Raw genomic sequence first — 15,426 nt, 5'->3', positions numbered from 1 at the left:
TATGGGTAATGTAGTCACCGACAGGCTGCTGAAGGAGCGCGAAGCCGAGGGCCGTCCGATCAAGGTCGGCATGTACGGCGCGGGCTTCATGGCCAAGGGCATCGTCAATCAGATCGCGCACTCCGTGCCCGGCATGGTGCTGGCGGTGATCTGCAACCGCAATCTCGACAAGGCGAAGGCCGCCTATGAGCAGGCTGGCCAGGAGTGGGTCGAGGTCAGCTCCGTCAAGGAGCTGGCGCAGGCGATCAAGGACGGCAAGCCCGCCATCACCAGCGATCCCGCGATCCTCTATGAAAGCGACGATCTGGACTGCCTGATCGACGCCACCGGCGCGGTCGAATATGGCGCCGACATCACGCTGGGCGCGATTGCGCATGGCCGTGACATGGTGACCATGAACGCGGAACTGGACGCGACGGTCGGCTGCCTGCTGAAGAAGAAGGCGGACGAGGCCGGTGTCATCTTCACCGCCACCGACGGCGACCAGCCGGGCGTGGAGATGAACCTCTATCGCTTCGTCAAGTCGATCGGCCTCACCCCGCTGATGTGCGGCAACATCAAGGGCCTGCAGGATCCCTATCGCAACCCGACCACGCAGGAAGGCTTCGCCAAGCAGTGGGGCCAGGACCCCTATATGGTGACCAGCTTCGCCGACGGCACGAAGATCAGCTTCGAGCAGGCGATCGTCGCCAACGGCACCGGCATGTCGATCCTGAAGCGCGGCATGACCGGATACGACCATCGCGGTCATGTCGATGAACTGACCAGCATGTACGACATTGAGGCGCTGAAGGCTGTCGGCGGCGCGGTCGATTATGTCGTCGGCACCAAGCCGGGACCGGGCGTCTATGTCCTCGCGACGCATGACGACCCCAAGCAGAAGCATTATCTGAACCTGTATAAGCTGGGTGAAGGCCCGCTCTACAGCTTCTACACCCCCTATCATCTCTGCCATTTCGAGGTGCCGCTGTCGGTCGCCCGCGTCGTGCTGCTGCGCGATCCGGTGCTCCAGCCGCTCGGCGCGCCGCTGGTCGAGGTGGTCGCCACCGCCAAGCGCGATCTGGAAGCAGGTGAGACGATCGACGATCTGGGCGGCTACACCACCTATGGCCAGTGCGAGCGGGCCGATGTCACGGCGCAGGAAAATCTGCTGCCGATGGGCGTCGCGGTAAACTGCGTCCTCAAGCATGCGGTGCCGAAGGACAAGGTGCTCACCTATGACGATGTGATCCTGCCGGAAGGCCGGACCATCGACCGTCTGCGTGAGGAACAGGCCAAACTGTTCGGCCTGGGCCAGCCGGTTCCGGCGGAGTAAGGCTTAAGCGCCTTCCACTATACCGTTCGGGCTGAGCTTGTCGAAGCCTTGTCCTTCTTCCAAGGAGGGGCAGTCCTTCGACAAGCTCAGGACGAACGGCTATTTGAAAAGCTGTATTTCGTGGCCGTTGCTCAATGACCGAAAAAGTGGATGTCATCATTGCCGGGGCCGGCGTGGTCGGCCTTGCCGTCGCCCGCGCGCTGGCGATGGCGGGGCGCGAGGTGCTGATCCTCGAAAGCGAGGGCGCATTCGGTCAGGGGACCTCATCCCGCAACAGTGAGGTAATCCATGCTGGCGTATTTAATGCGCCGGGCATGCTCAAATCCTCGCTCTGCGTGCGGGGTCGCCAGCTTCTTTATCGCTATTGCGAGGAGCGGCACATCGATCACAAGAAAACCGGCAAGCTGATCGTCGCGACCGATCCGGAGGACCTGCCGCAGCTCGACTGGATCGAGGATGCGGCATCGAAACAGGGGTTGGAGCCAGAGGCCGCGCTCTATCGCCTGACTGCGGAGGAAGCGAAGGCGCTGGAGCCGAACCTGCGCTGCGCCGCCGCCGTCATGTCGCCGTCCACCGGCGTCATCGACGCGCACGGCTATATGACCGCCCTGTTGGGCGATGCGGAGGCGGAAGGCGCCTCACTGGTGCTGCATTCGCCCGTCGAACACGTCATTTTGGGCGAAGATGGGCATCTGGTGTCGATCGGCGGGAGCGATCCGATCGAGTTGAAGGCAAACCTGTTCATCAATTCGGCTGGGCTTTCAGCCTGCGCGCTGGCGGCGCGGACGCAGGGCTATCCTGCGCATCTGGTGCCGGAAGCGCGCTTCGTGAAAGGCAACTACTTCACCCTGACCGGCAAGACGCCTTTCACCCGGCCGATCTACCCTCTGCACCAGGGCGGCACCTCGCTGCATCAAGGCGGGCACTCGCTCCATATCACCATTGATCTGGACGGCCGCGGCAAGTTTGGACCGGATTCCGAACCGGTTGCGCAACCGGAATATGAAGTCGATCCGGCGCGGGCCGAAAAATTCTATGACGGCATCCGCAAATATTGGCCCGGCCTGCCCGACGGAGCGCTGGAGCCGGGCTATGCCGGCGTCCGTCCCAAAATCGTGTCGCGGGACGGGGCGCCGGTCGCCGACTTCCTCGTCGAAGGACCTGGCGACCATGGCATTCCGGGTCTGGTCAATCTGTTCGGGATTGAAAGCCCCGGGCTGACATCAAGCCTGGCGATCGCTGAAATGGTGACAGCAAAGCTGGCGCGCTGACCGGATTTCGCCAGGCACATCTCTGCGCGTCCTACTTGTTCACATATTCAAGCAGATATTTCATATGCGGCGTCGGCGTCGCCGTGTTCGGCCATGCCAGCGGAAGCGTGCGGAAAATATAGCTGGAAGGCCACCACGAGCCTCCGCCCCATGCGGTCCAGCCCCGGAACACGCCGGATGCCTCCATCCGGTTCAGCATATCGCGATATTCGATGCCGCACTGGGTGCCGGAGGTCGCGCCCATCTCCCCCATGAACAACTTCACGCCGCCCTTTGACTTGGACCAGTTGATGACTTCCGCCACGCGGGCGCCCGAACCGGCCACACAGGTTGCAGAGGTGCCGCTGGAGTCCGCATCAAGATATTGGTGAACCTCCAGCGCGAAATTGTTCGCAGGGTCGGTGAAGCCGTTATAATTCGCCGCATTTCCCGACGAAACCCATGAATGCGCGCCGGTCCACGCCGTGCCCGGCACCAGCAGCTTGTTCCACAGCCCCGCAGCGCGAATATCGACGACGAGTTTCTTGACGATCGGCCACCAGGTCGCTGCGTTCATCGTGTGCGGCTCGTTCATCAGACCCAGCCACACACTGCCATTGTAGCGATATTCATAGGCCAGTTTGATCCATGCGTCGGCAAGCGCAGAGCCTGGAACCTGTGTGGTGCCGACATTGGCCATCGTCTGATAGTTGGAGCCTGTCGCCCGCTGGCCATAATTATGCATGTCCAGCACGACGATCGTGCCGCGCGCCGTCGCATTTGTGATGACCGTGCGGATCGCCTGCTGATCCGCGACGGACAACGCGCCATTCAATGTCGGCTGGATGCGTTCCCACTTGAAGGGCACACGAATGATCTTGAAGCCGAGATTGGCGTAATAGTCGATCTCCGCCTTTGTCGGATAAATATAATCAGTGTTCATCCGTCCAGGCGCATTGCTGCCGAACTCGGCGCCCGCGATATTGATCCCCCGCAGCATGGGATAGACCGCCGTGGCCGCAGCGGCTGCGGATGCCACGGTTGCAGCGGCGTCATCGGAAACAACCGTGCTGGACGGCGCGACGGAGGGCGCCGGCGCGGCGATCGCCACCTTCTCTGACGACGCGCCCATTGGCGCGACCTGCACAGCGCCGCCATCATCGCCGCCGCAGGCCGAAAGGCTGAGCATGATGGCCACCAGAGGCAGGCCCGATACTTTCATGAAACGCATAATATCCCCGTATAGCGACCCGAATGATGCTGGACGGACGCCGCTCTGTTGCGGCGGCGCGTCTGCTCATTTCTAAGCCTTCAAGGGACCAGATTTGATGTAAAGAAAAGCCGCCCGCGGCGTCTTTGCCGCAGAAATAGCTCGAAAGCTGGCGCTCCGTTCGCCAGGCGAGACGAACGGAGCACGAACAGGGAACATTAAAGCACGTTTAACCTGGGATAAGATCGATCACATCTTGAGTGCGTTACGGAACATCACGAAGGCGATGAATATCAGGTAGACGCCGAACACCCGCTTCAACAGGGGAGCAGGCAGGCTGTGGGCCGCGGCGACGCCCCACGGCGCGGTGATGATCGACATGCAGGAAATGGCGATCACTGCCGGAATATTCACATAGCCCAGCGAACCCCAGGGAAGTCCCCCTTCCTTCAACCCGATGATCGCAAATCCTATGGCGCTGGGAATGGCGATCAGAGTGCCGATACCCGAAGCTGTAGCGATGGCGCGGTGAATGGAACGGCCGCACAGGGTCATCACCATGATGGCGATGGTGCCGCCGCCAATGCCGAGCAGGGCAGAAAAGGTGCCAAGCCCGCCCGCAATACCCATGCGCGCGACACCCGACGGCATATCCTGACTGATCACCTTGCCGCCAATCTTCGGCAAAAGGAAATTGAGCGACATCAGGAACACGCCAACGGCGAAGATCATAGTGAGCACATGGCCATCGACCCGCCCCGCCAGCAAAACGCCTATGCCGTCGCCCACGACAATCCACGGTGCCCAGGCGCGCAATATCTCAAACTCCACCGCGCCGCGCTTTGCGTGCGCAAGCAATGAGCGAATGGAAGTGACGATGATCGTGGCCGCCGAAGTGCCGATTGCAACGTGCGCGATCGCTTCAGGCGTGCCGCCAAGCAACGGCAACACCACGAACAGCGCAGGCACGACAACAAAACCGCCGCCGATGCCGAATATGCCAGCGGCGAAACCGGCGAAGAGTCCGGCTCCGAGCATAGCGGCCAGCGGGATCAATACCGTAGAAAGATGCGCCATATCCATCAGAACTGACCCCCGGCGCGAACCCGACAGGTCCGATATCCAACAACGCTGCGACTGGCGCTCCGCGACATGATTGCGCGCGCCCTTCCCGATTGAAGCATTAGACTAAAACCCTTTTGGCTCGATGATTTTCTGCATGAGGATGATCGGCACGCCACTATCAGTTAGACGAGCGACGTCCTGAAACCCGCAAGCGTGGTAGAGGGGCGCCCCGGCCAGCGTCGAGGTCAGTTCCAACCGCGAGAAGCCCTCCTTTCGAGCCCCCTCCTCGCATAAGGCAAGGATCATCCTGCCAATGCCCCGCCGTACATAGGCCGGATGCGTATACATGGCGCGGATTTTGGCAGGCTCGGTCCTGGGATCGAGAAGGCGGTCATCGCGCTTTGCGGAAGCGTTGTGGCCATAGGGCGTCGCACGGCGGCTCCAGCCACCGCAGCCGGCGATCGCGCCATGCAGTTCAATGATGAAATAGGTGCCGTCGTCGATCAACCGGGTGTCCAGCCCCATGATCTGGCGGCTGGCGACGATCTGACCGGGCGTCAGGAAAGATTTCTGCAAATCACCGATCGCGGCGTCAATAACGGTGGAGAGGGCGGCTATATCCCCGCGCGTGGCCGTACGATGCGTGAACGCCTCATGGGGAGAAGCCATATCATCGGTCATCTTGACCCCGGCCCTATGCCGTTACGCGGCATAACAAAAAAGGAGGGCGGCCCCGCAGGGCCGCCCTCCCCCATAATATAGTCCGATCAGAACTTGAAGCCGGCCTTCAGGTACCAGAAGCCGCCGTTGAAGCCGAACGGCGAAGCATCCGGATAGACGTCGCCGGTGAAGCGGCCGCCAGTGGTGGCATAGACCGGACCCAGGCCACCGGCCCGGTTGTCGAACTTGTCCGGATAGTTGTCGAAGATGTTCTGCGCACCGGCAGTCAGCGTGAACATGTCGTTGAACGAATAGCTCACTTCGAAGTCGAACACGAATTCGCTGCTGAAGCTCTGCTCGACGAAGGTTGCGCCATTAAGGCCAGCGCCATCATCATAGAGCTTGTATTTGCCGTACCAGTTCATGCGGCCGAGCACCGAGAACGGGCCGCTGGACCAGTTTTCCGTCAGCACAACGCGCGTCTTGGGCAGCGTGCCTTCCAATTGCTGGATGCGGGTGTCGCTGATCACCTGACCACCCGAAATCGGGTCGACGCCAACGCGGATCACCTTCGTCTTGTTATAGTTGAAGGCGACCGTTGTGCTGAACGTGCCCAGGCTGTCCGTGACCAGACGATAGTTGCCCACCACGTCGACACCCTGCGTGCGGGTATCGAAGGCGTTGGTCAGGAACTGCACCTCGTTCACCGTGGCGTAGTTGGCCAGACCTAGAGACTGCAGCGTCGGGCGGTCGGCATCCTCGATAACGCGAGAGCCGGTCGTCCCGATGCGGTCCTTCACCTTGATGTTGTAATAGTCGATGCTCAGCGAGACGCCCGGCGCCGGCGTGAACACACCACCGCCGGAGAAGCTGACCGACTCTTCCGGCGTCAGCGGGATGGCGCCCAGATATTGGGCGACCGGGCTGGCCACCGGCAGCGTCATGAACTCGATCGCGTTCGGGTTACCCGGATTGAACGTGGTCGCGATGCTGCTGGTGTTGATCTGGCCCGGCGTCGGCGCGCGGAAACCCGTGCCGACCGTGCCGCGCAGGGCGAGCACGTCAGGAATGACCGCATAGCGCGCCCGCACCTTGCCGACCGTCGAACTGCCGAAGTCCGACAGATGTTCGTAACGGCCCGCAATGCCCAGGTTGAACTGTTCGGTGATATCGGCTTCCACGTCGATGTAGAGGCCCTTCGAGTTGCGGCTGCTCTCACCCGCGATCGCCGGACCATAGCCTGGGAAGCCGTTAGCGCCGACCGGCAGGGCAACGGAAAGCTGGCTGCCGTCAGCATTCAGAACCGGCGTGCCGTCCTGATGGAAGACCAGATTGCCGGTATAGGGTCCGATCGCATAGGAGGCCGGGTCGCCGAGGCCCAGTTCATAGGACTCCCGGAAATACTGGCCGCCGAACGCGATGTTGATCGGGCTGGCGAAGCCGACTTCCCAGGGATAGCTGAAGTCCGCGTTGAACAGCGTTTCGCGCTGTTCCAGCTTGCCGAGATAGAAGGACGTCGGCGACGTGATGCCCAGCGAAGGGTTCATCGTGCCGTTCATCGTATATTTCAGCGTCGACTGTCCGTAGCTGCCCGAAATATCATAGTTCAGGCCAAAGCCGAGCGTGCCCTTGTAGCCCGCCGTGCCGGAGATGTCGTCGATCTTGCCGAAGAAGATCGGCGTGAAGCCGCCGGAGTAGACGCAGCTCCAGTTCTGAACCAGCGGATCCGAACAGGTCGAAACCTGCGTATAGTCACGCGTGATCGGGCTGTATCCGTTTGGAGCATAGACGTTGCCGCCCGCCGCGCCGCTTTGGATGCCAGGCAGCGTATTGTCGAAGTCGGTGAAATAGTCGTTGAAGATGCCATTCTTGCCGAAGTTGGTCGAATTAACCGACTGGCGGTAGTTGAAGCTTTCTTCCTGGAAGCTGTGTCCATAATTGCCGAAGAAATAGACGCTGCTGTCGTCGCCCAGATCGAAGCCGCCGTTGACGAAGAAACGGTAGGATTCAAGCTTGGGATTGCCATAGCGTTGTGCCAGCGCCGGAACATTGATGGTGGGCTGCTCTTGTGACAACTCCAAAGCGCCTGGGCGGGTGACGCCACGGCTGGTCTTGCCGGAGTTCACATATTCGCCGCTGATGTTGATGAAGCCAACCTCACCCAGCTTGAAGCCGCCATTGAGGGCGACCTGATAATCCTTGCCGTCGCCTTCATAGAATTGGCCGTAACGGGCGTAGCCGGAAAACCCGTCACTTCCGTCCTTGAGCGACATGTTGATAACGCCCGCGATAGCGTCGGAACCATATTGCGCCGACGCGCCGTCGCGCAGAACGTCGACTTGCTTGATCGCGATCGCCGGAACCTGCGCAAGGTCAGCGGAATGGGCGCCAGCCGACTGTGCGTTCGCGCCGATCTGCACCAGCGCGGAGCGATGCATGCGCTTGCCGTTGATCAGCACCAGCGTCTGGTCAGGCGCGAGGCCGCGAAGGTTGGGAGGACGGACGAAGGAGGAGCCGTCACCAATGGCGTAACGCGCCACGGAGAAGGAGGGAACCAGGTTCTGGATGACCTGATTCATGTCGGCCGAACCCTGCTTGGTCAGTTCCTCGCCGCTGTAGACGTCGATCGGCGTCGGCGAGTCGAGAACTGTACGGTCGGTACGGCGCGTGCCGGTGACGATGATAGCCGCGCCGGCTTCATTGTCTGCCGCCTGCGGAGAGGCGCTCTCCTGCGCAACCGCCGGAACGGCGCTGCATAGCGCGACTGCCATCGCGCCACTGGAAATTAGACCCACGAATTTCATTTTGGCCCCCTGTTTTTTACCGTTGTTGGAGCCTCTCCCTGATCACCTTATTTTTTGTTTGCCCTGTTTAAAAATCCCTCTGCAGCGCCGGTTTTCGTACCGTCCTGCGATGCCCAATGATCCGCTTTCTTCCCTCCCATTTGCGGCGCATTGCGAAATGGTCTTGCGGTTTCAACGAAGGCTGCGCGCAATCCCGCCATAAAAAATGGGCTGCGGAAGAAAAAAATTTTACGGATGAAAAAAAATGGCCGCGCGCGGCAGAGCAACGAAAAGCGCCTCGCGCACGCGAAAAGCCCAGGCGGCGGCCCGGCCTGAACAGCACGGAACCCCTGCGCAAAACCCACCCATGAAAATCGGCTTCAAATGGTTTCATTAAAAACCCGAACACACTTGAATATTGCAGGTAAATTTTTACACGATTCCTCTCACCCGTTCCGCACATAGACAGAACAAGCAGAGATAATTTTGAAGTTATTCAAGAAAATTCAAATTTTTATATTCAGATTTACACTGAATATCGCATAAAAAATTTGCAAATCACCGCATGCTTTGGAAAGCATCTCAACTTTCCAAACCATTACCATTCAATTGAGCATTTTGTGCTTATGCGAAAGCTGACACATGATTCGTTGTCACGCAAATGAAATTTGCGTGTGCAGTTGCACAATGTTCAGCGAGCGGCGCCACATCCTCTACGGAATCCAGCGTTTGGAAACATGTGGAACGCTTGAAAAACTGCGGCGGAACGCCCAATAAAGGCCATGCCCGGTCCCTCCGGGCGTCCGTAACGCTATTTCACTTGGGGTATTGTCCAAAGGGCGAACCCTGTCAGGAGGATGCCAATGACTATTTCTCGCCGCTCCGCCGGAGCCTTGGGCCTTCTCGCCCTCGCCACTCTGGGTTCCGCTACGGCAGCTTATGCCCAGTCGGACCTGGTGGTTGAACCGACCGCCGACGCTGGCTCCATCACACGTACCATGAAGGTCGATATTTCGGATATCAACCTCGGCACCGCTCAGGGCCGCGAGAGGCTGGAACGCCGCGTCACTTTCGCCGCCAAGGCGGTGTGCGATTATAATGGCAGCTATGGCCTGCGGCAGCCGCGCGACTATTATGCCTGCTTCGACGAAGCAAAGGCTGGCGCAATGAGCGATCCCCGCGCCGTACAAACTGCTGCGAACGGCTATCTCGTCGTCGCTTCGCGCGGACACTGATAACCCCCGAGATGGGCGGTCCAGCTTTCGGACCGCCCGTTTCCGGTCAGATGCCGTCTTGCGTCACTGGCCATCCCGCCGCTTCCAGTCCGGCTGTCAAAGCCGCCATGCAAGCGTCCAGGGACTTCCGGTCAGTTGACCGGATCACGAAATTCGCGCCGACCTTTCCCTCCCGGAAGAAAGGGTAGCTGCCGATCTGGCAGCCCTCATGCGTGCGTTCTGTCTCACGCAGCAGTTCGGCCACTTCGCTTTCCGGCACCCAGCAGCCAATCTGCGCGGACAGCAGGGGTAGCCCCCCTTCCAATTGACCGCTGAGGCTTTCCAGCATCATCGCAGTGATGTGCGGCACGCCGGCCATGATGAAGATGTTGCCATGGCGGATGCCTGGCGCCCCGGACATGCGATTTTCGATCAGGCTCGCGCCCGCCGGGACGCGCGCCATGCGCAGCCGCGCTTCGGTCAGGCCGCCGCGCGTCTCATAATATTCCGCGAGCACCGCCCGCGCCGTCGGATGGATTTCGACTCCCACGCCCAGGGCAACCGCAATGGCGTCCACGGTTATGTCGTCATGCGTCGGACCGATGCCGCCGGTGGTGAACAGATAATCGTTGCGGGCGCGCAGGATGTTGACGGCTTCCACGATGGCGTCGGTATCGTCCGCGACAACCCGCACTTCCCGGAGGCGGATGCCTTGGACATTCAGCCATGCCGCGATCTGCGACACATTGCGGTCCTGAGTCCGCCCGGACAGTATCTCGTCGCCGATAATGATCAGGGCGGCGGTCCAGATGCGGGCGGCGTCGGCGGTCATGGGCTGCGCCATAGCGGCTGAGGACAGGCCTGCATAGTGAGCTATCTGGCCGCATGGGAAAATCCGGCACTCGCAATTCCGGCCTTTTCGCCCTATAAAGAGCCAATGACCCAATATATGACGATGACCGCCGACGCGCCCGTGTCGCGCTCGACCGCTATCAAACTATATGACGAAGCCGGCTTTGCTGGGATGCGAAAGGCGGGCCGGCTGGCGGCCGAGATCCTGGATGCGCTGGCCCCTCATGTCGTCCCCGGCGTGACAACCGGAGAGCTGGACGACATTGTTCGCCGCATGACGCTGGAGGGTGGCGGGGTTCCCGCGACGCTTGGTTATCGCGGCTTCACGCATAGCTGCTGCACGTCGATCAACAATGTGATCTGTCACGGCATCCCCGGCGATCGCGAATTGCGGGAAGGCGATATCGTCAATATCGATGTCACGCCGATCGTGGACGGATGGCATGGCGACACCAGCCGCATGTATATTGCCGGGGATGCGCCAGTGAAGGCGCGCAGGCTGGTCGAGATAACCTATGAATGCCTGATGCTGGGTATTGAGCAGGCCAAGCCTGGAAATACCCTGGGCGACATTGGACACGCCATCCAGCGTTATGCCGAGCGCCACCGCTATGGCGTGGTCCGCGATTTCTGCGGCCATGGCCTTGGCCGCGTATTCCATGACTCGCCGGAGGTCGTGCATATCGGGCGGCCGGGCACCGGGCCGGAACTGCGGCCTGGCATGTTCTTCACCATCGAACCGATGATCAACACCGGCAAGCCCGGCGTGAAGATGATGGAGGATGGCTGGACGGCCGTCACCCGCGACCGGTCGCTATCCGCCCAGTTCGAGCACAGCATCGGCATCACCGAGACGGGATGCGAGATCTTCACCAAAAGCCTGACCGGCCGGGACTGCCCGCCCTACAAATAGGCGTATTGGCCACCGGGTGCCGCCGCGCCGGAACCTTCGTGACGCCCGGCGATTTCCTTCCCCCAAAGAGGAGAAGGATTATGGCCGAAACGCAGGAACGGATCATCGTTGAGAAGCGCGGCGGAGGGGCGGCCCTGCTGATCGCCCTTCTGCTCGTCGTCATTGTCGCGGTCGCCGCCTATTTCCTGGTAGCACAGGAAAACAGCAAGGATGCAGCGGTTGAAGGCGCCGCCCAGTCGGTCGGCCAGACCGCCGACAAGATCGGCGGCGCGGTGGACGACGCGACAGGAAAATAGCTTGAAACCCTGACGATAACGCTCGCTGAACTGGACTCCTGCGAAAGCAGGAGTCCAGTTCAGAGGTCGGTCCGGGGCTCCTGCTTTCGCAGGAGCACGGTGCATATGCCGCTGGCGAACCGCCTCAATATCGCGCGCGCAGGCTGGCGAAGAAGCTGCGGCCCTGCTCCGGGAAGCCATCGCTAAGAACATAATAATCGTTGAACAGATTGCGCGCGCCAACACCGATATCGATGCCCTCCGTTACCGCGAAATCCACACGGATATTGGCGATCGCATAGCTGCCCGTCCGGTAGTAGCGGGTCACCGCCGGCGCCGCGACATTATAAGTGTCGAGCGTCGTGCGATCCGAAGCGACATCCACATTCGGCACGATTTTGAGCTGCTCAATGGGCGCCCAGGATAGATAGACGAAGCCCTTGTGCGATGGCACGTCCGTCAGGCGGAATATGGGCACGTTCGCTGTGACCTGCGGATCGGCGCCAATATCGAAAGAACGATGCGTATAGGTATAGTTGGCCCCGAATTCGACCGAAGGCGTCAGGTGCGCGCTGAGCGCCAGTTCCACCCCATAATAATCGGCCGAACCGAGGTTCCGGCGCTGGCTGGTATTGGCCGGGAAATTGTCCGGCCGCACGGAGACGATGGCGTCGCTAATATGGCTGTAGAACAGCGCGCCCTCGATCCGCGCGGGGCCGAACTGGCGCGATCCGCCAAGCTCAAAATTGGTCGCGCGTTCCGGGTTAAGGCCGGGATTGGAGGCCGCATTGCCGAACTGCGTGCTGAACCGTTCGAAGATGGTCGGGAAGCGCGCGCGCGATGAGACGCTGGCATGAAGGCTGGTGCCTGCATCCGGCATCCAGTCAACCCGCCCCTGCGCATTGACAGCGTCCACATTCTTCACCGGATAGCGGAAGAAGGTGGCCGATGAGAGGCCGACAACGCCGGTAAATTCCTCCGCTTTCTGGGTGTCGCGCCAATCATAGCTGACGCCAGCCGTCAGCGTGAGCGCAGGCGAGAGCGTGAAGCGGTTTTCCGCCGCGATGCTGTATGTGTCCTCAACCGTGGCCTGTTTCGGCTCGGTATAGGTCAGCGGCGCGGCCGTGCGGAAGGATTGCTGCCATTCCACATGCTTATCGCGCCGGTAATGGGCCGCGATGCTGAAGCGATAGGCATCACTGAGATCCACGTCCAACTGCGCCGATCCGCCCCATGCCTCATCCGCATAATAGCTGTTGAACGCGCGGCCCAAGGTCTGCGTCGATTGGGTGGCGTTATCGAAAGACCGCAGCAGATTGTCGAACCTGTTGCGATAGGCGCGGGTCTTTAACGTGGCCTTGTCGCCCAGCGCCGTGGTCGACAGGAAATAGATATTCTCGATGTTCCAATAGGGCCAGGACCAGAAACGCGGATTTGGCGCGCCGGCGGGAAGCGGCGTCGAGATAGGATCGGTTATGTGGAGCGGCGCATTCTTGCTGCCCTCCTGCCGCGTATAGCTGATCGCATATTCGTCGGTGGCGTTGGGGGTGAAGCCGATCTTTGCGTTCACGCGCCAGTCGCGCGTGTCGGAAAAATCGCGCGCGCCGCCATTTTCCGCCGATCCCGGAGCCGGATTATAGCCGCCCGGAAGGTCCCAGTGATCAACCACATTGCGCGTATAGGATGCCTGCGCATACCACAGCTCCTGCTTCGTCCCGAGCAGGGCAAAGACGTTATAACCGCCATAATCGGCATCGCTGTCCAGATTGAGCGTTCCCCGCGCCTCCCCCTCAATCTCCTTGGTCGGCTTGCGGGTGACAAGATTGATTGCGCCGCCCATGGCCCCCGGACCGTCAAGGACCGAAGCATAGCTTTTCGCTATCTGGATCTCCGCAATGTCCGGGGTCAGAAAGCGGCCAAAATCGAGCCGGTTGTCGGCTGGCAGGTAGACGCGAATGCCGTCGAGAGAGAGCGGCACCTGAAACCGGTCAAAGCCGCGCACAAAGATAAGCCGCTCGTTGCGCGAACCGCCGCTGTTCGACGAGGAAACGCCGGGCATCAGGTTCACCGCTTCATCAAGCGTGTTGCGGTTGAAGGTGTAAATCGCTTCTGCGGACAGAGCAGAGCCGTTGATCGTCAAATTGTCCGGCCGCGGCGCTGTGACGATGATCTGCCCCAGGGTGAACGCGCCGCTCGCCTGATCACCGGCCTCGGCGGCCTGCGTGACCCGTGATGCAATGACCATCGCTATGCCCGCGGCCATGCTGGTTGAAATACGCATGAAACCCTGTTCCCCTTCATATTCGAAACTGCTTGTACGGCATGATTCGCTGTATATGGCCGTATATAGTTCAAACGCTTGGAGAAAAGCCGTGCCGCGCAAATTTCTGATCGCCCTCGCCTTCGCGGCGACGCCACTCCACGCTCAGACAATGGATCAGATGGATCATGCGCATGCGGCGCAATGTGCGCAGTCGGTGGCGCTTCCCCCTGAATTGAAGGGATGGACGCAGCCCGTCTCAATTGACGCGGCCAGCAATGCAAAGGGATTGGCCGCCGCAGAAATAAGCATTGGGCAGGCGGCGCGGGCAAATCTGCAGAACACCCCTGAAATCAGCTACATCGCGCGCCCGGAAAAGCCCGGCGGTTCGGTGAGCCATGGCGGCTTGTTCCGTTTTACCGTGAAGGAAGCGGGCACATATCGCGTGGCGCTTGGGTCCGGCGCGTGGATCGACGTGCTGGAAGGCAAGAGCGCTATCCAGTCGACCGCACACGTACATGGACCGGAATGTTCGGGCATTCGCAAGATGGTGGATTTCCCCCTGAAGCCCGGCCGCCATGTCCTGCAGATCGCCGCCAATGGCGATGCGACCTTGCCGCTGATGATCATCCGGGTGCCGTGAAAGGCAGGCTATTCGCCATTGCCCTTGTCGGCCTGACGCTGGCGGCAACCGTTCCCCATAGCTGGCAATGGCGCATCCCGCGCGGAACAGCCCCGCCCCCCGTTCCGGCGAACAATCCGATGAGCGCCGCAAAGGTCGAACTGGGGCGGCGGTTATTCTATGAAGCGGACCTGTCGATCAACGGAACCATGGCCTGCGCGACCTGCCATGAGCAGAAGCGCGGCTTCGCCGATGGCAATCGCACAAGGCCGGGAGTGCACGGCGATCCCGGCCGTCGCAATGTGCCGGGCCTGGCGAATGTCGCATGGCGGCGACATCTCACCTGGGCGGACACGGGCCTGAACCAGCTTGAAGCACAGGTGGCCGTCCCCTTGCTCGGCGATCATCCCATCGAACTCGGCATGAAGGGTCAGGAGGCGGAAATCGGCCGCAGGCTTGGCAAGGACGCCTGTTACCGCGCCATGTTTGTTCGCGCTTTCCCCGAAACCAGTGGCCGGATCGATCTTGCGAATGTCGCGGCCGCGCTAAGCGCGTTCCAGCGCACCCTGACATCCTTCGACAGCCCCTATGACCGCTTTCTGGCTGGCAGCATGTCGGCGCTAAGCCCGGCGGCGCGCAGGGGGTTACAGCTATTCAATGCGGCGGGCTGCCGGAATTGCCATCAAGGGCAGGACCTTACCAACGACAGCCTGCACGCATTGCCGGTGAGCCCGACGCCGGACCTGGGCCTGTTCGAGAAAACGGGCGATATAGCGGACAAGGGCCGATTCCGTACGCCATCGCTGCGCAATGTGGCTGTCACTGCCCCCTATATGCATGATGGATCGACAAGCACGATGGCCGAGGCGATCCATATGCATCGCGTTTCGCTTACCGGCGCGCAGATGGCGGACATGATCGCGTTCATGGAAAGCCTGACGGACCAGAAATTCCTCACCGATCCGCGCTTTGCCCTGCCCGCAAAGGCGTGCAGGCGGAATTTATGA

General features: G+C 60.8%; 14 protein-coding genes. 7 read left to right on the top strand and 7 right to left on the bottom strand.

Going from position 1 to position 15,426, the window contains the following annotated elements; all coding sequences use genetic code 11:
• Position 1: 1 nt before the first annotated feature.
• Positions 2-1,315: an NAD(P)H-dependent oxidoreductase gene (locus BHQ40_RS09090; protein WP_070155079.1), complete on the top strand. Its 1,314-nt coding sequence runs from the start codon at positions 2-4 to the stop codon at positions 1,313-1,315.
• Between the two features lie 134 nt (positions 1,316-1,449).
• Positions 1,450-2,586, top strand: a complete 1,137-nt coding sequence (locus tag BHQ40_RS09085; RefSeq protein ID WP_070155077.1) for an NAD(P)/FAD-dependent oxidoreductase — start codon at positions 1,450-1,452, stop codon at positions 2,584-2,586.
• A gap of 31 nt (positions 2,587-2,617) precedes the next feature.
• Here BHQ40_RS09085 and BHQ40_RS09080 read toward each other — a convergent pair whose 3' ends face one another.
• The 5 genes from BHQ40_RS09080 to BHQ40_RS26160 form a co-directional block, all read right to left on the bottom strand.
• Positions 2,618-3,796 carry a glycoside hydrolase family 5 protein gene (locus BHQ40_RS09080; RefSeq protein ID WP_139139250.1) on the bottom strand — a complete coding sequence of 393 codons (1,179 nt, stop codon included), beginning with the start codon at positions 3,794-3,796 and terminating at the stop codon, positions 2,618-2,620.
• 228 nt (positions 3,797-4,024) lie between these two features.
• Positions 4,025-4,852 carry a sulfite exporter TauE/SafE family protein gene (locus BHQ40_RS09075; RefSeq protein WP_070155221.1) on the bottom strand — a complete coding sequence of 276 codons (828 nt, stop codon included), beginning with the start codon at positions 4,850-4,852 and terminating at the stop codon, positions 4,025-4,027.
• A 111-nt stretch (positions 4,853-4,963) separates the two neighbouring features.
• Entirely contained in the window at positions 4,964-5,521 is a 558-nt protein-coding gene (locus BHQ40_RS09070) for a GNAT family N-acetyltransferase (protein WP_253183303.1), read from the bottom strand.
• A gap of 86 nt (positions 5,522-5,607) precedes the next feature.
• Complete coding sequence (locus tag BHQ40_RS09065) at positions 5,608-8,304, bottom strand: TonB-dependent receptor plug domain-containing protein (protein ID WP_070155075.1); 2,697 nt, start codon at positions 8,302-8,304, stop codon at positions 5,608-5,610.
• A gap of 47 nt (positions 8,305-8,351) precedes the next feature.
• A complete protein-coding gene (locus BHQ40_RS26160; protein WP_171905814.1) occupies positions 8,352-8,648 on the bottom strand; it encodes a hypothetical protein in 297 nt (98 codons plus the stop codon).
• A gap of 498 nt (positions 8,649-9,146) precedes the next feature.
• On the opposite strand from BHQ40_RS26160, the gene BHQ40_RS09060 reads away from it, so the two are divergent.
• Positions 9,147-9,518 (top strand): UrcA family protein, encoded by a 372-nt coding sequence (locus BHQ40_RS09060; protein WP_070155073.1) that lies wholly within the window; start codon positions 9,147-9,149, stop codon positions 9,516-9,518.
• Between the two features lie 46 nt (positions 9,519-9,564).
• Here BHQ40_RS09060 and BHQ40_RS09055 read toward each other — a convergent pair whose 3' ends face one another.
• Entirely contained in the window at positions 9,565-10,329 is a 765-nt protein-coding gene (locus BHQ40_RS09055; protein ID WP_070155071.1) for a competence/damage-inducible protein A, read from the bottom strand.
• A gap of 105 nt (positions 10,330-10,434) precedes the next feature.
• On the opposite strand from BHQ40_RS09055, the gene map reads away from it, so the two are divergent.
• Both map and BHQ40_RS09045 read left to right on the top strand, forming a co-directional pair.
• Positions 10,435-11,262 (top strand): type I methionyl aminopeptidase, encoded by an 828-nt coding sequence (gene map / locus BHQ40_RS09050; protein WP_070155217.1) that lies wholly within the window; start codon positions 10,435-10,437, stop codon positions 11,260-11,262.
• Positions 11,263-11,342: 80 nt separating this feature from the next.
• Positions 11,343-11,558 carry a hypothetical protein gene (locus BHQ40_RS09045; RefSeq protein WP_070155069.1) on the top strand — a complete coding sequence of 72 codons (216 nt, stop codon included), beginning with the start codon at positions 11,343-11,345 and terminating at the stop codon, positions 11,556-11,558.
• A gap of 124 nt (positions 11,559-11,682) precedes the next feature.
• Here the strand turns inward: BHQ40_RS09045 and BHQ40_RS09040 are convergent, their stop codons facing one another.
• Entirely contained in the window at positions 11,683-13,818 is a 2,136-nt protein-coding gene (locus tag BHQ40_RS09040; protein ID WP_070155067.1) for a TonB-dependent receptor plug domain-containing protein, read from the bottom strand.
• Positions 13,819-13,909: 91 nt separating this feature from the next.
• Between BHQ40_RS09040 and BHQ40_RS09035 the strand changes: the two genes are divergently transcribed.
• The gene (locus tag BHQ40_RS09035) at positions 13,910-14,440 is read left to right on the top strand and encodes a homogentisate 1,2-dioxygenase (RefSeq protein WP_253183302.1); all 531 of its coding nucleotides are present in this window, start codon (positions 13,910-13,912) and stop codon (positions 14,438-14,440) included.
• Positions 14,437-15,426: a cytochrome c peroxidase gene (locus tag BHQ40_RS09030; protein ID WP_070155064.1), complete on the top strand. Its 990-nt coding sequence runs from the start codon at positions 14,437-14,439 to the stop codon at positions 15,424-15,426. The genes BHQ40_RS09035 and BHQ40_RS09030 overlap by 4 nt, the downstream gene beginning before the upstream one ends.

Source organism: Sphingobium phenoxybenzoativorans (assembly GCF_001757355.1).
In the GTDB taxonomy this organism is placed as follows: Bacteria; Pseudomonadota; Alphaproteobacteria; order Sphingomonadales; family Sphingomonadaceae; genus Sphingobium; species Sphingobium phenoxybenzoativorans.
Note: the sequence above shows the minus strand (reverse complement) of the source record. Positions and strands in the feature narration are given on the sequence as shown.